The sequence below is a fragment of the Micromonospora sp. KC213 genome, from assembly GCF_004348325.1.
Taxonomy (GTDB): domain Bacteria; phylum Actinomycetota; class Actinomycetes; order Mycobacteriales; family Micromonosporaceae; genus Micromonospora.
In genome coordinates this window covers 23,852-46,520 of the sequence record NZ_SMKF01000024.1, presented here as the reverse complement: position 1 = coordinate 46,520, position 22,669 = coordinate 23,852, and the positions used below count along the sequence as shown (strand labels likewise).

General features: G+C 71.7%; 15 protein-coding genes, 1 rRNA gene and 1 pseudogene. 12 read left to right on the top strand and 5 right to left on the bottom strand.

Features of this window, described 5'->3' with window-relative positions; all coding sequences use genetic code 11:
• Positions 1-7: 7 nt before the first annotated feature.
• Both rrf and E1166_RS08450 read left to right on the top strand, forming a co-directional pair.
• Positions 8-124, top strand: a 5S ribosomal RNA gene (gene rrf / locus E1166_RS08455).
• Between the two features lie 189 nt (positions 125-313).
• On the top strand, positions 314-940 hold the full coding sequence (locus E1166_RS08450) for an NADPH-dependent F420 reductase (RefSeq protein WP_132337279.1): 627 nt from the start codon (positions 314-316) through the stop codon (positions 938-940).
• A 63-nt stretch (positions 941-1,003) separates the two neighbouring features.
• On the opposite strand, the gene E1166_RS08445 is transcribed toward E1166_RS08450, so the two are convergent.
• On the bottom strand, positions 1,004-2,821 hold the full coding sequence (locus E1166_RS08445) for a VanW family protein (RefSeq protein WP_165944287.1): 1,818 nt from the start codon (positions 2,819-2,821) through the stop codon (positions 1,004-1,006).
• 273 nt (positions 2,822-3,094) lie between these two features.
• On the opposite strand from E1166_RS08445, the gene E1166_RS08440 reads away from it, so the two are divergent.
• Entirely contained in the window at positions 3,095-3,826 is a 732-nt protein-coding gene (locus tag E1166_RS08440) for an FkbM family methyltransferase (protein ID WP_207914101.1), read from the top strand.
• A gap of 1 nt (position 3,827) precedes the next feature.
• On the opposite strand, the gene E1166_RS08435 is transcribed toward E1166_RS08440, so the two are convergent.
• Complete coding sequence (locus E1166_RS08435) at positions 3,828-5,105, bottom strand: polysaccharide biosynthesis protein (protein ID WP_207914099.1); 1,278 nt, start codon at positions 5,103-5,105, stop codon at positions 3,828-3,830.
• 152 nt (positions 5,106-5,257) lie between these two features.
• On the opposite strand from E1166_RS08435, the gene E1166_RS08430 reads away from it, so the two are divergent.
• The 5 genes and pseudogenes from E1166_RS08430 to E1166_RS31875 form a co-directional block, all read left to right on the top strand.
• Entirely contained in the window at positions 5,258-7,042 is a 1,785-nt protein-coding gene (locus E1166_RS08430; RefSeq protein ID WP_132337277.1) for a hypothetical protein, read from the top strand.
• On the top strand, positions 7,039-7,194 hold the full coding sequence (locus E1166_RS30820) for a hypothetical protein (protein ID WP_165944286.1): 156 nt from the start codon (positions 7,039-7,041) through the stop codon (positions 7,192-7,194). The genes E1166_RS08430 and E1166_RS30820 overlap by 4 nt, the downstream gene beginning before the upstream one ends.
• Positions 7,195-7,203: 9 nt before the next feature.
• A complete protein-coding gene (locus E1166_RS08425) occupies positions 7,204-8,061 on the top strand; it encodes a glycosyltransferase (protein ID WP_132337275.1) in 858 nt (285 codons plus the stop codon).
• Complete coding sequence (locus E1166_RS08420; protein WP_165944285.1) at positions 8,058-9,533, top strand: glycosyltransferase family 4 protein; 1,476 nt, start codon at positions 8,058-8,060, stop codon at positions 9,531-9,533. The genes E1166_RS08425 and E1166_RS08420 overlap by 4 nt, the downstream gene beginning before the upstream one ends.
• Positions 9,521-12,010, top strand: a pseudogene (locus E1166_RS31875) (alpha-(1->3)-arabinofuranosyltransferase family protein); the annotation flags it as partial. The gene E1166_RS08420 and the pseudogene E1166_RS31875, both read left to right, overlap by 13 nt.
• Before the next feature lie 1,629 nt (positions 12,011-13,639).
• Here the strand turns inward: E1166_RS31875 and E1166_RS31870 are convergent.
• A complete protein-coding gene (locus E1166_RS31870) occupies positions 13,640-15,070 on the bottom strand; it encodes an acyltransferase (RefSeq protein ID WP_132337269.1) in 1,431 nt (476 codons plus the stop codon).
• Between the two features lie 148 nt (positions 15,071-15,218).
• On the opposite strand from E1166_RS31870, the gene E1166_RS08405 reads away from it, so the two are divergent.
• Positions 15,219-16,271, top strand: coding sequence for a DUF3068 domain-containing protein (locus tag E1166_RS08405; protein ID WP_132337267.1), 1,053 nt, complete (start codon positions 15,219-15,221; stop codon positions 16,269-16,271).
• Between the two features lie 76 nt (positions 16,272-16,347).
• On the opposite strand, the gene E1166_RS08400 is transcribed toward E1166_RS08405, so the two are convergent.
• Positions 16,348-17,082 (bottom strand): class I SAM-dependent methyltransferase, encoded by a 735-nt coding sequence (locus E1166_RS08400; protein WP_132337265.1) that lies wholly within the window; start codon positions 17,080-17,082, stop codon positions 16,348-16,350.
• A gap of 430 nt (positions 17,083-17,512) precedes the next feature.
• Here E1166_RS08400 and E1166_RS08395 point away from each other — a divergent pair, with 430 nt between their 5' ends.
• Together E1166_RS08395 and E1166_RS08390 are read left to right on the top strand one after the other, a co-directional pair.
• Positions 17,513-18,118: a DUF6230 family protein gene (locus tag E1166_RS08395; protein ID WP_132337263.1), complete on the top strand. Its 606-nt coding sequence runs from the start codon at positions 17,513-17,515 to the stop codon at positions 18,116-18,118.
• Between the two features lie 81 nt (positions 18,119-18,199).
• Entirely contained in the window at positions 18,200-19,771 is a 1,572-nt protein-coding gene (locus E1166_RS08390; protein WP_132337261.1) for a DUF6114 domain-containing protein, read from the top strand.
• A 62-nt stretch (positions 19,772-19,833) separates the two neighbouring features.
• Here E1166_RS08390 and E1166_RS08385 read toward each other — a convergent pair whose 3' ends face one another.
• Complete coding sequence (locus E1166_RS08385; RefSeq protein WP_132337259.1) at positions 19,834-21,504, bottom strand: DUF885 domain-containing protein; 1,671 nt, start codon at positions 21,502-21,504, stop codon at positions 19,834-19,836.
• 161 nt (positions 21,505-21,665) lie between these two features.
• Between E1166_RS08385 and E1166_RS08380 the strand changes: the two genes are divergently transcribed.
• Complete coding sequence (locus tag E1166_RS08380; RefSeq protein ID WP_207914098.1) at positions 21,666-22,655, top strand: DMT family transporter; 990 nt, start codon at positions 21,666-21,668, stop codon at positions 22,653-22,655.
• Positions 22,656-22,669 lie beyond the last annotated feature (14 nt).

Here is a 22,669-nt window from a genome sequence, read left to right as displayed (position 1 = left end):
ATAGTGTTACGGCGGTCATGGCGGAGGGGAAACGCCCGGTAACATTCCGAACCCGGAAGCTAAGCCCTCCAGCGCCGATGGTACTGCACTCGTGAGGGTGTGGGAGAGTAGGACACCGCCGGACAATTCTTCATGGTTCAGGGTCACCCCCCGGTCGGGGGTGGCCCTGAACTGCATACCCGACCCAAAAAACCCGCCACGAGCGAGTGACGTGGCGTACGCCTCCTAAAGGATCGGGGCGGGCCGGTTGGGGTACCTGCTTCCCGTACGGACCGGGAACTGACCGCCGGGACCGGCGGAGGCAGGAGTGGCCATGAAGATCGGAATCATCGGCTCAGGGAACATCGGTGGGACGCTCGCCCGGCGGCTGTGCGCCCTGGGCCACGACGTCACCATCACCAACTCGCGGGGGCCGCAGAGCCTCACCGACCTGGCTCAGGAGACCGGTGCCACCGCCGGCACCCTGGAAGACGCGGTACAGGACGCCGGCCTGGTGGTCGTGGCGATCCCACTGTTCGCCGTGACCCAACTCCCGGCGGAGCTGTTCGACGGCAAGGTGGTCGTCGACGCCAACAACTACTACCCACAGCGTGACGGCGACATTGCCGAGCTGATCGACCGCAGTCTCAGCTCCAGCCGCTGGACCGCCGACCACCTCAAGGGCGCCCGGGTGGTCAAGGCATTCAACAACATCCAGGCGCGGCATCTGATGGACAACGGGCACCCCGCCGGCTCCCCCGGTCGGATCGCGCTGCCGGTCGCCGGGGACGACGCCGAAGCCAAGCAGGTGGTCATGCAGCTGGTCGACGCGCTCGGGTTCGACCCCGTCGACGCCGGCACCCTCGACGAGAGCTGGCGACAGCAGCCCGACACCCCGGTCTACGGCACCGATCGCGACGCGGCCGGCGTACGGCAAGGACTGGCCGAGGCGCGGCCCTGAGCGCGTACGACACGCAGAAGCCCCGCTGGCGATCAGCCGGCGGGGCTTCTGCGTGGCCTGCGGTCAGGACGGCTTGGGGCCGCAGATGAAGCGGGGCTCGGCATCGTAGGTCCAGGTGAACCTCTCCCGCTTCACCACCTTGCCGTCCTTCTTGATGACCCGGAAGGCGTCCTGGGTGAATCCGTCGCTACCCGCGGCGGCGATGCACGTCGGGCCGGGCTCCAGGTGGACGGTCTTCGGCTTGGTGATGTTCCGGCGGGGCCCGTACTCGGTCTTGACGCTGTCGTAGATCTTGGTGCTCCAGACCGACACGGTGATCGTGCTGGACGTCCACGAGGTGTCGAGGAGAACCCCGTGCGGGGTGTTGTTGCGGAACTTGAAGTCCAGATCAGGCCAGAAGATGGTTGACTCGATCACCGCCGGGTAGCGGCTGAAGTAGTACGAGTGCGGCTTGTGCTCGACGTCCTCCAGCCCCGCGTAGTAGGTGGCGTTGAACAGCGTGGTGGTGAACTGCGAGACGCCGCCGCCCACCCCCGGGACCAACTTGCCGTTGAGGATCACCGGGGCGTCCTTGTAGCCCTGGGCGTAGCCACGCTCGCCGGTGTGCCCGTTCAGTGAGAACGTCTGACCCGGCTTCACCACCGTGCCGTCGACCTCCTTGGCGGCCTGAATGATGTTCTGGCTGCGCGGCGAGGAGAGACCACCGGGGAACCGGGTCGTGAAGGTGGAGACCCGCTCCTTGATGCCGAGGCTGGCCAGTTTCTCCTCGGTCAGCTCCGGCTCGGCCGTCTTCAGCGTCGCGGTGACCGTCCGGCCCTGCGTCTTCGGCAGCACGGCGAGCAGGGCCGGGCCGAGGGCCGCCGCGTCGAGCTGCTGGCCGGCCCGCCCCGGCACGACCTTCGGTTTGCCGCCGGAGATGCTCAGCGTCGCGTCCTTCGGCTGCACCTCGATCTTCGCCAGCTTGTCGCCGAGGGCGTCGCGGAGCCGCTTGACGTCCACCCGGGGAGTCAGCTTGCCGGCGTCGTCGGCGGAGAAACGCAGGCTACGGGCGATCGCGGCCGGCGGGATGCGCACCGAACCCTTGTCGGTCGTCAGCGTCACCGGGGCGGCGACGGCCGGCTCGGCCAGCTCGGCCACCAGCCGGTCCACCTCCTCGCGGGTGGTCGCGGGAGCCTTCTCCACCAACGGAACGGTCACCGGTTCCTGCGCGAGCCAACCGGCCCGCACAACCTCGGCGGACCGCTCCGCGTCCAGGGAGAGGGCGGGCTTCGGGTACACCGGCTTCGGGGTGGTGCCGGTGAAGATGATCGCCGGCATGGTCATCTCCCGGCCCTGCTTGCCCAGCACCTTGCGCAGCGCGGCGTCGAGCTTGGCGGAGTCGACGGTCACCACCGGTTCGACCGTACGGGAGCCGACCAGCCGGCTCATCGGGTCCGCGTCGGCCTTCGCCGCGGCGGCCACCGTGGCGTCCACGTTTACGGTCAGGCCCACGTCGGCCGGGTTGATCTCGGCCCGGTTCTCGCCGACCACGACGGTCAGTGGAGCGCTCAGCGCCGCCGCCCGGCGTTCCAGCGCGGCGCGGAGTTCCTTGGCCGCGTCAGCCCTGCTGCGGCCGCCGAGTTCGGTGCCGAGCACGCTCGTGCCCCGGGGGACATCGCCGGCGTAGGCCCAGGCGCCGGTGAGGCCGACGCCGGCCAGCACCGTGACGGTCAGCCCACCGGCGAGCAGCAGCTTCGTGCGGCGCGACCGTGCGCCACCGGTCGGGGCCGCGGAAGTGCCCGCCGGCTCCGGTGCGTCGTCACCGGGCCAGGTCACCGCGGTGACCTGCACCGTGGGCCGGTCGTCGGAGAGACGTTTGTCGCCGTAAAGGGTCACAGCCACCTCGATAGGGACGTACCACAGGGGGGGTTGCCGACCCCCGGGAGACAACTACGGTAACCAACGTGCGGACCGCTCGGCACTGTGCGTCTGCCCATTGCGTGGCGCGCGTGTCGCGCCCCCACCCGGCGGTCGCTCAGCGTGACGTAGGGGCAACGATCGGGCCATATTGGAGTGGGTGGCCATCCGCGAACATCATGGTCACGAGGTGGTCTGCGCGACCCTGGGCCGTTAAGCTCTCCGCTCATGCCGTCCTCGACCGGTCTGATGACCGCGGTGAGTTCACAGGTTGCCGCTCTGCTGCCTGACCGGCTGGTCGGGGGAGCCCTTCGCGCCGTCTACCCCCGCGTCGAGCCCGAACTCGCGCGTATCGCGGACTTCGTGCCGCGCGGTGGCACCGCCGTGGACGTCGGTGCCTGGTACGGGCCGTGGACCCAGCGCCTGCGCAGGCTGGCCGAGCAGGTCGTCGCGATCGAACCCAACGACCGGCTCGCTCGGAGCATCCAACGTGCCTTCCCCGAGGTGCGGGTGGTCCGCGCGGTGGCCTCGGACCGACTCGGCACGGCTGAACTCTTCCTTCCCGACGGCGACCCCGCCGTCGGGACATCCTCGCTGGAGACGGGCAGCGGCCGTTCGGTGACGGTCTCCCGGGTGACCGTCGATGGCCTCAGCCTGCGGGATGTGCGATTCATGAAGATCGACGTAGAGGGCCACGAGTTGGCCGCACTGCGGGGTGCGGCCGAGACGATCCACCGGGACGGGCCGGTGCTGCTGGTCGAGGTCGAAGAACGAATCCAACCGATTGAGCCGATCATCGACCTGCTCGGTGAGTGGAACTACCGCGGCTACGTGATGCCGGAGCAGCAGTGGATCCCCCTCGCCGACTTCGACATCCGGGCCCACCAGCGCGAGGCGATTGTGCGGGTCCGGCAGAGTTTCGCGCGGCGGGTCCTGGTCCCTCGGCCGCGCTACGTCAACTCGGTGCTGTTCAAGCGGGACCGAAGCTGACTCAACCGACCAGGCGCTGAGAGCCGACGGACTTCTCCGCCGCGGCCGGGTGGCCTTCGTGTCTGGCCTCGACGCTGCCGTTGCGGGCCGCGGCCAGGAACGTCAGGACGACCGCGATGAACGCGGCGGCCAGACTGGCCCACATGATGCCCGGGAACGTGCGCGGCACCAGGAGGACCGCCGCGACAGCGAGACCACCGGTAGCGACCCACAGGGGCAGGGAGGGCCACCGGGCACCCGCCGCGATCTGGGCGTTGATCTGCACGAAGACCAGGGCGTAGAGGGCGCCGGTGGCGGCGAAGAACGGGGCGTGTCCGCCGAGCGGCGCGTAGCTCTCGCCACCGGCGAGCCGGAACGCGAGCCCACCGGCCAGAGCCGAGGCGATGACGAGCACGACGCCGCAACCTCCGACAACTGCCAACGCCACGCTGCGCGTTCTGCCGTCCCGGCGAGCCATCCGCGGAAGAGCCAGCACCGTCACCACCTGTGGCGCCCAGAGCGCGCCCTTCGTCAGCACGGTGCCGACGGAGTACGCGCCGGACTCTGCCGCCGGCAGCAGGAGCCGGGCCAGGATCAGATCGGCGTACGACACCACCAGCATCGCCAGCACGGCGGTGCTGGCACTCAGAACCCGTCGGATCGGCATCGCGACCGTCGCGTCGCCTCCGCTGGCCCGGGCCGCGGCCCTCGGGCCCCCTGGCCGTGCGATCCAGGCGATGACCGGTAGCGCGACGTAGACGCTCGCCAGACCGGCGAGGAGGGCACCGGTCGCCCCGGCGCCGAGGACGAGGCCGCCGATCGTTCCTGCGTAGCGTCCTAGGGCCAGCAGCCCCATCCCGACCGCGAGACGCACGAAGCGCTCGTCGCCCTGCAACTCGCCGAGCCACCTGCCGGCCAGTACGACTGCCACGGTCGCCGCCACCACGACCGTCACCAGATGGATCGAGAGATGCAGGGTGCTCACCATGAGGGGAGCGGCCGTGACCAGGGTGCCGGCGGTGATGGCGGTCGTGACGAGGGTGACGCGGCCGGTGGACGCGCCCGGGGACCGGACCCGGTGCACGGCGACGGCCAGCTGCAGACCGACGCCCGGCACACCGGCTATCGCGACGAGGGCGAGCACGGTGGCGAGCACGCTCAGCTCCTCGGCCGGGAGGTGCCGGGCACCGAGCATCGGCACCAGATAGGCCAGCCCGTTGGTGACCATGCCGGCACCCGCCACCGCGGCGCCCGCCGTCCCCAGGCCGCCCGCCCGGGACCTGGCCGTTGTCTCTGTCATCATGCCTCGTGTCGGTGGTGCCGTACCGCAGCGGCCATCGCCACGGGCCTCGCCTCGTCATCCCGGGTCGGGGTCGTCTGGCAAACTACCGCCAGCATCGGGCGATGCCTAGAGTGCTGACACGAGCGCCGGGGCGCTGGACGCTGACATCCGTGGGGGTTCGTGTGCGTCGACCGTCGGCGTTGCCCGGTCCGGCGTCCTTCGGGGCCGGCGCCGGACTGCGCAGTCGGTGGCCGGAGGTGCTACTCGGACTCGGTGTCGTCCTGGCGATCCTCGGTCCGGTACTCGGTCGCGGCTACCTGCTCCGATACGACCTGGTGTTCGTACCCGACCCCCCGTTCGGCGCGACGGTCTGGGGCAGCGGCTCCGAGCTGCCCCGGGCGGTACCCAGCGAACTTCTCGCCGTGGGTCTGTCCCGGCTGCTGCCGGCGGACGTCGCCGAGAAGCTGCTTCTCGCCGGCTGCCTGGCGTCCGCGGCGGTCGGCGCCGCCCGGCTCACACCCGTCCTGCACCCGATGGCCCGGGTCGCCGCCGGGCTCGGCTACGTCTGGAACCCCTGGGTGTACGGACGGTTGCACCTGGGCCAGTGGGCGATCCTCGCGGGTTACGCCGCGCTGCCCTGGGCGTACGCCTGGGCGGCCGGCGTGGTGCGGCGGTGGCCGGGCCCTCCCGCGCCGGGTCGGAACGCGGCGGTCGGCGGCGGACTCGCGATCGTTCTGGGTGGCCCGGCGATGGTGCTGGCCGCGGTGCTCACCTGCGCACCCGCGCTCGCCCTGGCCCGCCAGTGGCGTGCGTTCGTGGCCGGCACCGCGACGCTGCTCGGGCTGACCGCCCCCTGGCTGCTGGCGCTGGTGTCCCGCACCGCACCGCTCGACGTCGACGAGCAGGGGGTGGCGGCGTTCGCGGCCCGGGCCGACACGCCACTCGGCGTGCTCGGAAGCGTGGTGACGCTGGGCGGCGTCTGGAGCCGTAACGCCGTTCCGTTCGGGCGCGACCAGTGGCCGGTCGCGGTCCTGGCGCTCGCGCTCGCCGCCGCCGCCGGGTGGGGGTTCGTCATGCTCCGTAGCCGGTGGCCGGCGGCGCTCTGGTGGGGGCTCCTCGCCGGCGCCGTCGCCGGCACCATGATCGCCCTCCTTCCGACCGTTCCGATCGGCGAACGGGCGATGGAGTGGCTCCTCGGTCACCTGCCGCTGGCCGGTGCCGTCCGGGACGGCACCCGGTTGCTCGCGCCGTTGGCGCTGTTGCAGGCGGTCGGCCTCGGGGTGCTCGTCGAAGCGATGGTCGTGGCCGGCGCCCGGGCCGTGGCCGCGGTGGTGTCGGTCGCCCCGGTTCTGCTCGTGCCGGGTCTCGCGTGGGGTCTGGCCGGCCAGCTCGACACCGTGCGCTACCCGGCCGAGTGGGGCGCGGTGCGTGCGGTGGTGAACGCCGACCCGGTCGGCGGACGTCTCGTCTCACTGCCGTGGTCGTCGTTCCGGGCGTACGGGTGGGCCGGCAATGTGCCGGTGCTCGACCCGGCGCCGCGGGCGTTCCGTCGCGTGGTCGTCGGTGACCAGGACGTCTTTGTGGGGCACCAGCGGGTTCGCGGCGAGAGTCGCGCGGCGGAACAGGTGGCTGCGGTGCTGGCGGCACCGGGCGATCCGGTGCCGGCGCTCCGCCGGCTCGGCGTCCGGTACGTTCTCGTGCAGACTGATCAACCGGGTGCCGCGGAAATCATGGGCCGTTTCTCGACAGTCGAGCCGCTGCGTCGAGGTGAGACATTGACGCTGCTGCGTCTGTCTCAGCTGGCTTCTGTCCCCGGGGAGACGAGTACCAGCAATGTGCCCGTTGTGGGGTATTTGGTCCTCGGGGGCACCCTGATAATCGCCCTGTTGGACCCCGCCAAACGTCGCCGACGCATGCTACTGTCCGGTCACTTGTTTGGAAGGGACCATCAATGAAGGCATCCTTCAACCCGCTCCTCACGGCGATCGTGGCCGCGGCGGTGGGCGCAGTGCTGGGAATCCTGGCCGTTTCACTCGGGACGTCCTACGTCACGAGCACGACTCCGGTCAAGGTGGACCAGCCGCTCATCGTGTACGGCGAGCGCTGACGGCGCTTCATGGAGGCGAGTCCTCCTGAGGCGTCGTCGCCCGCCCCGGTCCTCGACGTCATCGTCCCCTCCTACAACGAGGAACGTCGCCTGCCGGACACGCTCGTCCTGCTGCGCGCCGCGCTGGCCGACCTCGGCGTGCCCTGTCAGGTGACGGTCGTCGACAACGCGAGCACCGACGGCACCGCCCGCGTCGCCGCCGAGGCGCCGGCCAACCCGGTCCCGGTCCGCCTGCTGCGCTGCGACGAGCGGGGCAAGGGCTTCGCCGTCCGTACCGGCGTGCTGGCCACGCGGGCCCGGTACGTGGGTTTCTGCGACGCCGACCTGGCGACCGCGCTCGACGACCTCGGGCACGTGCTCGCCCTCCTCGCCGGGGGCGCGGACGCGGTGGTGGGATCGCGGGCCCACCCGGATTCGGTCGTGCAGGACCGGCACAGCTCGCTGCGGCGGTGGGGCGCGGTGGCGTTCCGAAGCGCCGTCCGTCAGGTGGTGCAGAGCGTCGGTGAGACGCAGTGCGGCTACAAGTTCTTCCGCGCCGATGTCGCGCGCCGGGCCTTCGAGCCGCTGCGGTGCGGGGGTTTCGCGTTCGACGTCGAGGTGCTCGGACGTACCGAGCGTGCCGGCGCCCGGCTGGTGGAGATCCCGGTCAACTGGGTCGACGTACCCGGCTCCACCTTCTCCACGCTGCGCCACGGATGGCGCAGTTTCCTGGAACTCGCGGCGATCTCCTGGCAGCTGCGACGGGAGGCGACCGTACCGGCGCCCTCGACCCTGTCGACCCCGACCTTGTCGACCGTGCCGGTCGTCAATCTCCCGGTGCAACCCGACGTGACCGGTGGCGCCGCCACCGTGGTTCTGCGGCCGTGACCGCCTCCCCGTCCCGGACCGATCCCGTCACCGACACCGTCGCGGGGCGTCGTCTCGCGATTCTGAACTGGAAGGATCCGTGGCACCCGGATGCCGGCGGGGCCGAGGCGTACGCCTGGCGGGTCGCCCGGGACCTGGCGACAACCGGTGCCGAGGTCACCTTCGTCACCGCTCGTGGACCGGGCCAGAGCGCCGAGGAGACGCGCGACGGCATCCGGGTCGTCCGGCGTGGCGGCCGATGGGGCGTCTACCCCCGGGTGCTGGGTTGGCTCCTGCGTCGCCGACGTCGGTTCGACGCCGTGATCGACTGCCAGAACGGCATACCCTTCTTCAGTCCGCTGGTCCTGCCGCGCGGTGTGCCGGTGCTGTGCGTGATCCACCACGTGCACGACCGCCAGTTCCGGCTGTACTTCGGCCCCGTGGTGGGCCGGTTCGGCGCGTGGCTGGAGGGACCGGTGGCCCGGCGGGTGTACCGCGACGGCGTGACTGTCGCCGTCTCCCCCTCCACCGCCCGGGCCGTACGGGACCGGCTGCGCTGGAGCGCCCCGGTCGTCGTGGTGCCGAACGGCGCCGACGCGTCCCCCGGTGCGGCGCGCGAGCGCCGGGCACGCGACCCCCGACCCCGGCTGGTCTGCGTCGGCCGGGTGACCCCGCACAAGCGGGTGAACCTCCTGCTCGACGCCGTCGACCGGCTCCGCGTCCGGCGACCCGACCTGTGTCTGGACATCGTCGGCGGCGGACCGGACGTGGAGACGATCCGCCGGTGTGCCGCCAACCGGGGACTGGCCGACCTGGTCACCGTCCACGGCCACCTCCCGGCGGTGCGGCGGGACGCCCTGGTGGACGCCGCGTGGCTGCACGTCTCCGCCTCCTGGGGCGAGGGATGGGGGCTGGTCGTCATGGAGGCGGCGGCAGCCGGCCTGCCCACGGTCGCCTTCGACGTGGAAGGGCTGCGTGACGCCGTACGGCCCGGGCGGACCGGATGGCTGGTGACCGAGGCCGACGACCCGGCCGGCGAACTCGCCGAGGGCCTCGACCGGGCACTCGACTGGCTTTCCGTCCCCGGCAACGCGGAACGGATGGCCGCCGAGTGCCGACGGTGGAGCGGGTCGTTCCGCTGGTCGGGCACCGGTGAGCGGGTCCGCGATGTGCTTGGCGACCTGCTCACCCCGCAGGCCCTGCCGGGGAGGGCCCGCCGTGCCGCGGATCGGCGGGTGGACGTCCCGCCGGACACCTGCCTCCTGGTCCGCACCGACCAGCCGGACGACGTCCTCGCCCGGATCGCTCCGCTCCTGCCACGTTCCCGGCACACCGCCGTCGGGAACGGCACGCTGTGGATCCTCGTTCCGGCGGCGGACCCGGCCGCGGTGCGCGCGGTGCTGACCGGGGCCGGTGTGCCGGCCTCGGCCGTGACAGAGCGGGCGGCGTCCGTCGAGGAACTCCTCACCGGCGCTCCGGAATGGCAGTGCTGAGCGGCTGGTCAACCGCCCGACGTACCACCGGAGCCTCCACCACACCGGTGTCCGTGGCGGTGTGGCGTCTGCGTGAACTGCTGGTCTGTCTGGCCCTGACCGGTCTCTGCGTCACGCAGGAGCCGGGTCTCGTCGTACCCGACACGAAGCTGGACATGGCCGTGAACCCCGGCGGGTTCCTCGCCCGGGCAGCCGTCCTGTGGACGTCAGAGTGGCAGTTCGGGACGCTGCAGAACCAGGCGGTGGGCTACTTCGTCCCGATGGGGCCGTTCTTCGTTCTCGGCGAGGCGGTGGGCCTGCCGACGTGGTTCGTCCAGCGGTTGTGGATGGCGGCTCTGCTCTGCGTGGCGTTCACCGGCACGGTGCGGTTGGCCCGCGCGCTGGAGATCGGCGGGTCGGCCACCCGACTGGTGGCGGGTGCGATGTTCGCGCTCTCACCCCGGGCGCTCAGCCTGGTGGGCACCGTCTCACTGGAGTTGCTGCCGTATTGCGTCGCCCCCTGGGTGGTGCTGCCGCTGGTCCGCGGCGCCGCCGGCGGCTCGCTCCGCCGAGCGGCGGCGCTCAGCGGCCTGGCGGCGGTGTGCATGGGCGGCGCGAACGGTGCCGCCGCCGCGTGCGCCGTCCTACCGGCCTTCCTGTACGTGGTGACCCGTCCGCCGGGTCGTCGCCGGTGGCGTCTGTTCGCGTGGTGGACGCTGGCGATGGCCCTCGCCACCTTCTGGTGGCTGGTTCCGTTGCTGCTCATGCAGCGTTACGGCTTCCCGTTCCTGCCGTACACCGAGAGCGCGGCGGTCACCACCAGCGCGAGTTCCCTCCCGGCCGCGGTACGCGGGGTCACTCACTGGGTGGGTTACCTGGCCGTCGACGGGGTGCCCTGGTGGCGGTCCGGCTGGGCACTGGTCACGGTGCCGTGGCTTACGCTCGCCACCGCGCTCGTCGCCTGCCTCGGCGTGGCCGGCCTGGCCCGTCGGGACCTGCCGGAGCGACGATTCCTGCTCATCGCGGCGCTGGTGGGGTTGCTGACGCTGACCGCGGGCAACCTCTCGGTCGGCGGCGCGGCGTTCGCCGGGACCATGCGGGAGCTCCTCGACGGTTCACTCGCGGCGCTCCGCAACCTGCACAAGTTCGACGTCGTCGTCCGGCTGCCGCTCGCTCTCGCCGCCGCCCACCTGTTGGACAGCGTCGGCCGGATCGCCGCGATCCGCCGGTTTCCCCGGCCGGCCAACCTGGCGCCCCGCCGTGCGGCGATCGGTTTCACCGCGGTCGCGCTCGTCGCCGTGGCCACCGGCGCCGGCACAGCGGGTCTCGCGGCGCCCGGCGGTTTCCCCGGGATTCCGGAGCACTGGCGCCAGACGGTCGACTGGCTCGACCGGCACGCGGGGTACGGCACGACACTGCTGGTGCCGGGGTCGAACTTCGCCGAGTACGGGTGGGGACGATCGTTGGACGAGCCGATCCAGCCGCTGCTGGAGTCGCGGTGGGCGGTGCGCGCGCTGGTGCCGGCCGGATCGGTCGGCAACGCCCGGCTGCTGTCCGCGATCGACGAACGGCTGGCCACGGGTGCCCTGTCGCCCGGGCTGACGGACGTCCTCGGTCGACTCGGGGTGCGGTACCTCGTCGTCCGAAACGACCTCCGTCCGGCCCTCGGCGCGGCGGCCTGGCCGGTGCTGGTGCACCGGACCCTGGACAGTGCACCGGGGTTGTCCCGGGTCGCCGAGTTCGGCCCGACCGTGGGGGCGGAGCCGGACTTCGGCGGGGCCTGGGACTACGGACTGCACCGGCGCTATCCGGCGGTGGAGATCTACCGGGTGGAGCGTCCGGCGCAGCGGGTCGACCTCGTCGACGCCGCGCAGCCGCTGAACCTGGTGGGCGCGCCGGAGACGCTGCTCGACCTGGCCGACGTCGGGGCGCTCGACGACCGGCCGGTGATCGTCGATGGCGACGCCGGGGGGGCGGCCGGGGCGCGGACCGTGCTGGCGGACAGCCTACGAAAACGCGAGGTCGACTTCGGCCTGGTCCGGGGGAACGTCTCGCGGACGCTCACCCCGGACGAGAGCCCCCGGCTGCCCCGGGCGGTGCACGACATCATCGACCCGGCCTGGCGGTCGTCGCTGACGACCGCCGGTTACGACGACGCGACACAGGTGCGGGCGTCGTCCACGGCAGCCGACGTCACCGGGCCGGTTGGACTGCGCGATGCGTCGGCCTCGCCGTACTCCGCGGTCGACGGTGACACCGGCACAGCCTGGTTGTCCGATGGTGCGCGTAAGCCCGTCGGCCAGTGGTTGGAGGTCCGGTTTCCGCGACCGGTGCGCATCGGCTCGATCGACCTCCAGGTGGTCGAGGACGAACTGCTCGGCGCCCCGGTGACCCGGGTGGAGGTGAGCACCGCCGCCGGCTCGTCCGTACATGGGACCGAGCGTTCCGGGACGACCCCGGCGCGACTGACGCTCCCCTCCGGAGCGACCGACTGGATCCGCGTCACGATCGACGGTGTCGCCGACCGAGACGTCCCGGGCCGCCGGGTGGGCATCCGTGAGCTGCGGATCCCGTACCTGGATCCGGAGCGGTACCTGCGCCTGCCGGAGACACCTGCCGGGTCCGAGGCGCCGGCAATGGTGGTGCTCGCCCGCCGGGCGATCGACCGCCCGGCCTGCACGTACGCGGGCGACCACTACCTCTGCGCCCCCGACCTGATCCGTCAGGGCGAGGAGCCGGGACTCGACCCGCGCCGCTTCACGCTTCCGGCGGCGTCGACCGCCCGGATCACCGGTCTGGCCCGTCCCACGCCGGCCACCGCTCTCCAGCGGTACGACGAGATGGTCGGCGGACCCCGCTTCACGACGTCCAGCACCTGGTTCTCCGATCCGGTGGCCTCGTCCCGCGCGCTGGGCGACGGTGACGACGGCACCGCGTGGTGGGCGGATCCGGAGGACCACCAGCCCACGATCGAGTTGCGTTGGGCGAATCGGCGGAAGGTCAGCTGGATCCGCCTGCGCTTCCCGGCGACTCTGGTCGCGGCCCCACCGAAGACGGTGCAGGTCACCGGTGACGACGGCATCCGGCAGGCGACGGTGGGTCCGGACGGCATGGTCCGGTTCAAGGCGCTGCGTACACGCAGCGTCTTCGTCTCCGTGACCTCGACCCTGCCGCGGGTGAACCGGTCGATCGCGTTGTTCGAACCGCAGACGCTGCCGGTCGGACTGAGCGGGGTGGACGTCGGAGCCGTACCCGAGGCCAACCAGCCACGGGACCTCGCCCGACCGGTCACCCTGCCGTGCGGCGCGGGGCCGACCATCGTCGTCGACGGTAAGCCGGTGGCGACGACGGCCGCCAGTTCGCTCCGCGACCTACGCGACCTGCGCCCCCTGCGGTACCGCTCGTGCGGGGCCGTCAAGGGCTCAGGATCCCGCTCCGCGGCGGAACGGGTGCGGTTGGCGGCCGGACCGACCGAGGTGTCCGCTCCGCCGCACAGGTTCGTCGTCGACACCGTGATTCTGGACAGCGGTCCACGACGAGCCGACGACGAGCCGTACGTCCGGTCGGTGAGTGTCGCCGGCTGGCAGGACCGTCGCCGGACCGTCGAGGTTGGGCCGGGCGACGACGGCTACCTCGTCGTGCCGGAGAACGCGAACCCGGGCTGGCAGGCCACACTCGACGGCGCTCGACTGGAACCAGCGCGCATCGACGGCTGGAAGCAGGCCTGGCGGGTGCCGGCCGGTGCCGGTGGACGGGTCGAGATGGTCTTCGCGCCCGGCGAGCAGTACCAACTGATCCTGCGGGTCGCGGCCGGTCTGCTCATGGTGCTGCTCGTCGCCGCGATAATTCCCGCCCGGCGCCAGCGGCCCACGTACCCCGTGGTGCCGGACACCATGCCCACCGCGCCGCTGCTCGCGGTCGGCGTTCCGGCGCTGCTCGGCGGGCCGGTCGGTCTGGGTTGTGCCCTGGTGGTCGTCGTGCTGCACCCGCGCCGGGTGCCCTCGCCGGTGTGGATCTGGTTGCCGGCCCTCCTCGGCCTCACGGGCCACGCGACCGAGCGGTGGTGGTCGGCCCGGATCGGCGACGAGATGCTGGTCGACCTGCTCGAGGTGGTCCCGACCGGGCTGTTACTGGTCGCCGTGGCCGCCCTGGTGCTGCGGTACCGCCGGGTCCGGGGCCGTTACGAGACCGGCCGAGAGGGCTGGCTGGCCCGGTGGCGTCGACGCCGCGCCCTGGAGCGCGGGAACCGGGGTGGGTTCGCCTGCGTCAACAAGCGGGCGGGACGGTGGTTCGGGTTCCGCTTCCGGGCGTCGCGTCCGGGCGTCGACGTGCCGACGCAGCCACTGCAGCGGCCACTCGATCAGGTAGTAGCTGGCGGCGGCGGCGGGGATGGTGAGGGCCAGGCTGAGCAGCAGCAGGCCCCAGAACGAGCTGTTGAACCGGGTGAAACCGAGCAGGCGGAGGCAGACCTCGATCGCCAGCAGGTGCCACAGGAAGATGCCGTAGGAGATCCGGCCGAGGAAGCGGACCACCGGGTGGCCGAGAAGGATGTGGGGTAGCCGGCCTGTCCGTGGGCCGACGAGGGGAGCGATCACGAACCACACCACCATGGCGAACAGCAGGTGTTCGGTCAGCGACTCCACCGTGCCGGCGGCTTCGACGCCTCGGGGGCCGGCGATCGGGGTACTCGCGATCCAGAGCAGCACGCCGGCGATGAGCCATGACGTACCGGGAGCGAAGGTGATGACGCGCAGCCCTCGCGGCGTCGCCAGCCACGGGTCCGGCTCACTGTGCGACGCTCCCGGGTAGAACCCGCTGAGGACGGGTGTTTCGGCCGCGCTGACCGGCCAGGACGCGAGCACCGCGAGCACCATGCCGAGGCCGAACCAGTCCAGGTACGCGGGAAGCCACAGCACCGCGAGCATCGGCAGTGGCGCGCCCGGCCCGTGGGCGTACACGTTCCAGACCAGCCCGGCCATGATGAGCAGGACGCCCAGGATGAGCTGCCGCCGGGCACGGGCCCGGGGAGTACGGCCACCCATCCGCCGGCCGAGGACGGCGAACAGGGGTAACGCGAGGTAGAAGGCTGCCTCTGTGGCGAGGCTCCAGGTCTGTTCCATGCCGACGGGCAGCTGCAACGGCTGGTAGATGTGCACCAGGAGCAGCGGGATCGCCCAGTCCCGGACGGAGTGCAGGTAATCGATGTTGAGCCACACCAGCGCGACGACTGCCATTGCCCAGTACCCGGGCAGAATGCGCAGGGCGCGATGCCAGAGATATCTGCCGACGGGCGGTTGGGGGCGAGCGTCAATGGTGGCGGCGGCGAATGGTCGGTAGAGGAGAAAGCCGGACAGAGCGAAGAAAAGAGTCACTCCCACGTCGAGTCGGGCCAGGAGTCCACCGAAGTGTCCCGGTGCGGTCGTGAGACCGCTCAGGTAGGAAACGTGGTGGACGAGCACGCCGAGCACGGCCACCGCCCGCAACCCCTCGAGCGCTGGTGACCAGCCGGGTGCGCCCGCTTGCCGGCCACCCTGGGCTGGTTTGACAGGTTCGCTCACGGTTCCTCGACAAGCAGATAGATGCGGCGATCACTCGGCCGCCCACGGTCGGCGTCGGTGCGGCTCAGGAAGCCCGCCGGACCGTATCCGAAATCAACCCTCATCATGTACTGTCAGCCGACTACTGGACAGTAAGAAGGGGAACTCCATGCGACCTGCGCCGGGTGCCGTCTTGGTGGCGGCGGGCACGTTCCTGATCGTCGGGGCCTTGGCGATGCCGCTGTACGTCGCACCGGCGCTCGTGAAGGTGCCGCTCAACCAGAAGTCGGTCACCCACTCCAAGGCGGAGAACGCCACCGTCTTCGACTTCGCCACCCTCTCCGAGCGGACCGGCGTGAACCTCACCGCGACTCGCGCGGTCCGCGGTGACACCGAGGCCGGCAACGCCGAGCGGGCGGTCTTCGACGTGGGCCTCACCGTGACGGACGACGCCGCCGCCGACCCTGCCGAGGCGCCGATCACGCTCAGTACGGACCGGGTGGCGCTCGACCGCCGGACCGGTGAGGCGGTCGCCTGCTGCGCCGAGAACATCAACGGCACGGCGTTCAAGCACGAGGGCCTGACGTACACGTTCCCCTTCGGTACGGAGAAGAAGACGTACCAGTACTTCGACAACACCGTCCGGAAGCCGTACCCCATCAAGTACGTGGGAACCGAGAAACTCCAGGGCCTGACCGTCTACAAGTTCGAGATGACGGTCGAGCCGGTCCAGATCAGCGAGATCAAGGTGCCGGGCAGGCTGGTCGGGTCGACCGAACCGAACGTCACCGCCGGTCGCTACTACGCCAACACCCGTACTCTCTGGGTGGAGCCGGAGACGGGTGTCATCGTCAAGGGTCAGGAGAAGCAGCTCCAGACCCTGCGGGATCCGGCGGGCGTTGACCAGCTCAAGATCATTGACGCCACCCTGGCGTTCACCGAGGCGACCCAGAGGCGGCAGGCCGACGCGGCCAAGGACGCGCGCCAGAAGATCAACGTGCTGACCGTCGTCGTGCCGATCGTGCTCGCCGTCCTGGGCGCGCTGATGGTGCTGCTCGGCGTCCTCATCGTGGTGCGGGGCAACCGTCGCGGCGAGGCCGCCGCGCCGGCCATCGACGACCGGCCGGCCGACGACAGCCCTTCGGGCGCAGCGACCGAGTCGGTCGATGAGCCGGCGGTGCCGTCCCAGGGCGGCCGGCGCGTGGAGCGCACCGACGCCTAGCGCGAAGTCTGCCTGTTCTGTCGGGCCGGTCGACCTCAGGTTGGCCGGCCCGACGTTCGTTCGCGCAGTGGGTGGGCTACCGGCGGCGCAGCGCGTACCGGGTGCACTGCCAGTCCTTCGTGTACGGCAGGTCCGGGCGTCGGTCGACGATCTCCCCGCCGTGCGCGGCCACCAGCCGCGTCATCTCGGCGTCGGGTACCGGAGTCATCCGCATCGGAGCCGGGTAGTCCAGCAGGCGGCGCTGCGCCCAGCTGATGAGCCCGAATGGCGCAAACCGCCAAATCAGGCCCCTGAGGGTGCGGGTCGGCCTGGTTGGCAGCCCGACCACGGCGATCCCGCCCGGACGGAGGACGCGGAGGAACTCGGCCAGGTAGCGGTCGACCGCGGGGCGCGGTAGGTGCTGCAGGACCAGGGCGCTGTAGACCAGGTCGAAGTGCCCGTCGGGGAAGCGGCTCAGATCGGGTGCCTCGTTGAGGACGAACTCGATCCGTCCGCCGGTGCGGTCGAGGCGGCGGGCGGTCTCGATCATGGAGGGGGCGATGTCCACACCGACGACGTGGTCGGCGTGGACAGCGAGTGCCTGGGACAGGCGCCCGGCTCCGCAGCCGAAGTCGAGCGCCCGTTCCCACCGCGTGGGCAGGTCGTTCCTGCGTAGCCACTCGACCGTGTCCTCGACGTCGGTGCGCCCGGTGGTCAGAAACTCGTCGACGTCCCACCGGCCACCCCGTTTGCCAGGCTCGACCAGTACGGCCCAGAGTGGGTCCTCGGTGCCCAGCTTGGTCCAGTCGCGCCGCACGTCGTTCAAGCTCACGGGAAGACCCTAGGTCATCCCGCCGGGCCGCCGGCAGTCCGCCGGCCGGGTCGCCCGGATGCCCCCGACCTCGCCCGAGGTTGCCCGCCCCGGCCGGCCGGGACAGCGGTTCCGACGTCACCCTGCGCGCTCGTTATTCAATCGTGACATATCGATGTCGCGTTGCCGAAAGTGACGAAAGTCGACGAGAGGTGTCCTGTTTGTCCCGTTAGCCGCGAGGATTGGCGGCTCCAGCCGATGGCTGTCCGTGCCTGGACGGGTCGCTGGCCTCCGCGTCAGGTTACGGAACCGTAAGTGGGGTCTTGTGACCTACGCCGCACCGGGTGCACCATCAGGCGGCACCTCATTACCCGCCGGTAACAGATGTTCCGGCCCGGCCGGCATCCTCCCCCCGGCCCCCTCGCGAAGACGCCCTCACCAGGAGGAACCCGTGCAGGATCGGATCGACAACCCGGGGCGTACCCGGTGGCGGCGTTTCGCCGCGATGATGGTGCCCGCGGCCGCCGCCGTCGGCAGCATCCTGTTCGGCATGCAGTCCGGCGCGATCGCCGCCGACATCACCGTCTCCGGTCAGACCTTCAAGATCCGCGCCGACCGGTTGGAGGGCGACGGCTTCCGGCAGTACGGCGGCATCGTCAAGGAGAAGGACGGCACCAGCCACCCCGTCGCCCTCTCCGAGATCGACAGCGCCGAGCTCTACAAGCTCTGCCAGTCGGTCCGGGCCGACCTGCCCGGCCTGCCCGTGGTGCTCACCATCAACGCCGGCGACGACGAGCCGGCCACCGCGAAGAACCTCATGATCGCGATGGACACCCTGGAGGGCAACGCCTCCTTCACGAACATCAGGATCGGCCGGGACGCCAGCGACCTGAACCCCACGGCCCAGGCCGGCTCCTTCGGCCAGAGCAGCGAGAAGGTCACCATCCACGGGCTGCGGCAGGTGTCCCGCTACACCACGGCGGCCACCTTCAACCTGACCGGCCTGCGACTGAAGGTCAACGTCGGTGACGAGGCCGAGGGCAAGGAGTGCTTCTGAGGTGACCGGTGACCCGCGCCGGGTGACCGCCGCGGGCCCCACCCGGCGCGTCCCCCGTCCCCGCTCCGCCAGGAGGAGTACGTGACAACCGCCGAACCGCAGCACACCCCCGCCGGGGGCTTCGGCCGGGCGTGGCGCGGGTTCCGCCGCTGGCGGCGGAGCCGGCCCTTCTCAGGTGGCCTGCTCACCGTGCTGGCCGGGGTGGAGATGTTCGCCTCCACCAAGATGACGCTCAACGGGTTGACCTTCTCCAGCGGGTCGACCGGCCTCTACTCGCTGCTGATCCCGGCCATCCTGCTCACTTGCGGACTGCTGCTCTGGCTCAGCCCGGCGCAGCGGCCCTTCTACTCGATCGTGGCCGCGATCACCACGGTCTACTCGCTGATCGGCCTCAACCTCGGGGGGTTCTTCGTCGGCCTGCTGCTCGGCCTGGTCGGCAGCGCGCTGGGGTTCGCCTGGATGCCGGGCCGGCCGGCGGCGAACGGCTCGGCCTCAGGACGGAGCGCCGGGGAGCACCCCGAGGCAGAAACCGGCACCGGCCCGGCCGCGTCGCAGGTCGGTGGCGAGCCGTACGCCGAGGAGCGGAGCCTGGTCGACGACCTGATGCCGGCCGACGAGGGGTCGGTGTCACGACGGCTCGGTGGAACGCCGTACACCGGGACGGGGCAGCCGGCGGCGACCCCGGCCGGGGCGACGTCGCTGCCCCGCGACGCGGCCCCCGCCGGCCATGGCGCCGCGCCGGCCGAACCGTCCGTCGGTGCGCCCGACCCAAGCCGGCTCACGGCGGCGCTGGTGGTGCTCGGGCTCGCCGTGGGTGGGCTCGTCGCGGTCCGGCCGTCGACCGTGCAGGCCGCGCCGGCCGCCGCCACCCCGACGGCGACCTCCTGCGCCAGACCCGGCGCGAAGCCCGGCCGGGCGGCCACCAGCTCCGCGTCCCCGCGTGGCGGCACGCCGTCCGCGACACCGACGGCCAGCCCCAGCCAGTCACCGGAGTCCACCGAGGACACCGCCAACCCGATCGGTGAATTCTTCGACCGGGTCGGGGACTTCCTCACCGGCGGCCGGAGCCGGACCGAGCCGACCGCGAGCGCGCCGTTCGGCCCGACCCCGTCGGCCACCCCCAGCGCCGCTCCGACCCGCCGGGCCGTGAGCTGCGCCCCGGCGAAGCGGGACCGGCCCGGAAAGGTGGAGGCCGGCAAGCTCCTGCCCCGCCTCGCCCCGGACCCGGGACAGCCGAAGGTCGCCGCGAAGCCGTCCAGACTGACCGGTTCCAGGGTCACCATGACCGGCCTGCGGTTCGACGGCATCGTCGACCTGCCGACCGCCAACGGCTCGGTGAAGGTGTTGAAGTTCAGCATGACGGAGGCGGTCACCGACGACTTCAAACTGGTCGCGGACGGGCCGTCCGGCCGCTCCCAGCAGTACGTGACCAACCGGCTGACGGTGCGGGGCGACGTGGCGTTCTACGCCGCCCGGTTCTCCGGCAAACTGCTCGGCATCCCGGTCACCCTGACCCCGGACCTGCCCTTCCCGGACGGGATTCCGATCACCTCGCCGATCCCGATCAGCTTCACCGAGCCGGTGATCGAGCTGGCCTTCGTCGACTGCGACACGCTGACCGCCGCGCCGTCGCTGCGGCTCAGCGTGCCCTGACCGCGCTCACCACCACCACAACGCCGGGGGCGGGTTGTCCCGCCCGCCCCCGGCACCACAGTTCAGAGGCGGGCCAGCGCCGTGCGGAGCGGGTCGAGCCCGAGCGCGCCGAGGTCCAGCGCCTGCCGGTGGAACTCCTTGAGATCGAAGTCGGCACCCTTGCGGGCCTTCGCGTCCTCCCGGGCCTGGAGCCAGATCCGCTCGCCCACCTTGTACGACGGCGCCTGCCCCGGCCAGCCCAGGTAGCGGTTCAGCTCGAAGCGCAGGTTCTCGTCCGGCACCCGGCAGTGCGCCCGCATGAACTCCCAGCCCAGCTCCGGCGTCCACCGTTCGCCCGGGTGGAAGCCGAACGGGTTGTCCTTCGGGATCTCCAGCTCTAGGTGCATGCCGATGTCGACGATCACCCGCGCGGCGCGCAGCGCCTGTCCGTCGAGCATGCCCAGCTTGTCACCCGGATCCTGCAGGTAACCCAGCTCGTCCATCAGCCGCTCCGCGTACAACGCCCAGCCCTCACCGTGGCCGGACACCCAGCACAGCAGCCGCTGCCAGCGGTTGAGCAGTTCGGCGCGGACGGCGGTCTGCCCCACCTGGAGGTGATGACCGGGAACGCCCTCGTGGTAGACGGTGGTCACCTCCCGCCAGGTGGAGAAGTCGGTGATACCGGGCGGCACCGCCCACCACATCCGGCCGGGGCGGGAGAAGTCCTCGCTCGGGCCGGTGTAGTAGATGCCGCCGTCGCTGGTCGGTGCCAGGCAACACTCGATCCGCCGGACCTGCTCCGGAATGTCGAAGTGGGTGCCGTGTAGGGCGCTGATCGCCTGGTCGGCCAGCGCCTGCATCCAGTCCCGGAACGCCTCCTTGCCCTGGACGGTGCGGGCCGGGTCGGCGTCCAGCGCCGCCACCGCCTCGTCGACCGTCGCGCCGGGCCGGACGATCTGTCCGGCCACCGTCCGCATGTCCGCCTCCAGGCGGGCCAGCTCCGCGAAACCCCAGGCGTACGTCTCGTCCAGGTCGACCTTGGCGCCGAGGAAGTACTGCGAGGCCAACTCGTACCGGTCCCGACCGACGGCCTGCTTGTCGCGGCCGAGGGGGGCCAACTCGGTACGGAGGAACTGGCCGAACTCCGCCGTCGCGGCGGTGGCGGCGGCCGCACCCCGGCGCAGCTCCGCGCCGAGCGTGCCGTCGACGCCGAGCCGCTCGACCAGGCCGTGGAAGACGTTGTCGCCGTCCGGGTCCGTCCAGCTGTCACACTGCTTGGCCACCTCGGACAGTTGCACCTTCGAGCTGACCCGCCCGGCGGTGGCCGCCTCGCGCAGGGTGGTCTTGTAACCCTCCAGGGTGGCGGCGAACCGGTTGAGCCGGGCGGCCAGGTTGGCCTGGGCCGCCTCGCCCTCGGTGGGCATCAGGTCGAAGACCATCCGGATCTCGTGCAGCCCGCTGGTGATCACACTGATCTCGCTGGTCACCTCCCCGGCCTCGTACCGGGCCAGCTCCAGGCCGAGCCGCTCCTGCATGGCCTCCTTCGCGGTCCGCTCCGCCTCGGAGTCCGGCTCCGTCACGTCCAGGTCGGCCAGCGTGCGTCGGGTCAGCTCGACACGGGCCTCGTAGCCGGCCGGGGAGAGGTCGTCGAGCTGGTCGTCGTAGCCGGCGATGCCGACGTAGGTGGCGCCGGTCGGGCTCAGCGGGGCCCAGTCGGCCACGTAGCGGTTGGCGAGGTCATCGATTCGTCCCACCCTGCGACCCTACGTGACCCACCGGCTCGGGTGTCGACCCTGCTTCCCCGGCTCAGGGCCAGTCGGCGTCACCGCGTCCGCCCCGGGTGCGGGTGTGGTGGCGCACACCGGGTACGGATATCGGTGCGACTTTGTCGTACCCCTGCGGCAGAGTGTCAGGGGTGACTGGCGAAATCACTCCTGACAGGCCACCGCTGCGCAGCTGGCTGCCGGGCTTCGTCGCGCTCGCGGCGATCTGGGGTTCCAGCTTCCTGTTCATCAAGATCGGCGTCGAGGAGTTGCACCCGCTGCACCTCACCCTCTACCGGGTGGCCACCGGTGCGGCCACCCTGCTGGTGGTGCTCGCCGTGCTGCGTGACCGGCTGCCCCGGGAGCCTCGGGTCTGGGCGCACCTGACGGTGGCCGCCGCGTTCGGCGTGTCCATCCCGTTCACCCTGTTCGGCTACGGCGAGCAGCGGGTCGAGTCGATGCTCGCCGGCATCTGGAACGCCACCACCCCGCTGATCGTGCTGCCGCTGGCGGTGCTGGTCTTCCGTACCGAGCGGCTCACCGCCCGCCGGGCCGTCGGGCTCGGGCTGGGCTTCGTCGGCGTGCTGGTGGTGCTCGGCGTCTGGCAGGGTGTCGGCGGGGCGCACTTCGTCGGCCAGCTCATGTGCTTCGGAGCGGCGGTCTGCTACGGCTTCGTCATCCCGTACCTGAAGAAGTTCCTCGGCGGCACCGCGTACTCCGGTCTGTCGGTGTCGACGGCGCAACTGCTCGTGGCGACCGCGCAGCTCGCGGTGGTGGGTCCGCTGGTGGCCGGGGCGCCGCCGGCACCCACCGGCCTGTCGTGGCGGGTGGTGGCGAGCGTGGCCGCCCTCGGCGCGCTCGGCACCGGCCTGGCCTTCGTGATCAACATGCACAACATCCGGGTCGCGGGCGCGAGCACGGCCTCCACCGTCACGTACGGGATTCCGGTCTTCGCGGTGCTGGTCGGCACGCTGGTGCTCGACGAGCGGCTCACCTGGCACCAGCCGGTCGGCGCGCTGGTGGTGCTGCTCGGCGTCGCGGTGACGCAGGGTCTGCTCGGCCCGCGTCCCTCGCGGGTGCCGGCCACCGCCACCGAACCGGCGACCACCGAGCCGGCCGGGGTCGGGTCCGTCCGCCGCTGACCCGTCGGGAGCCG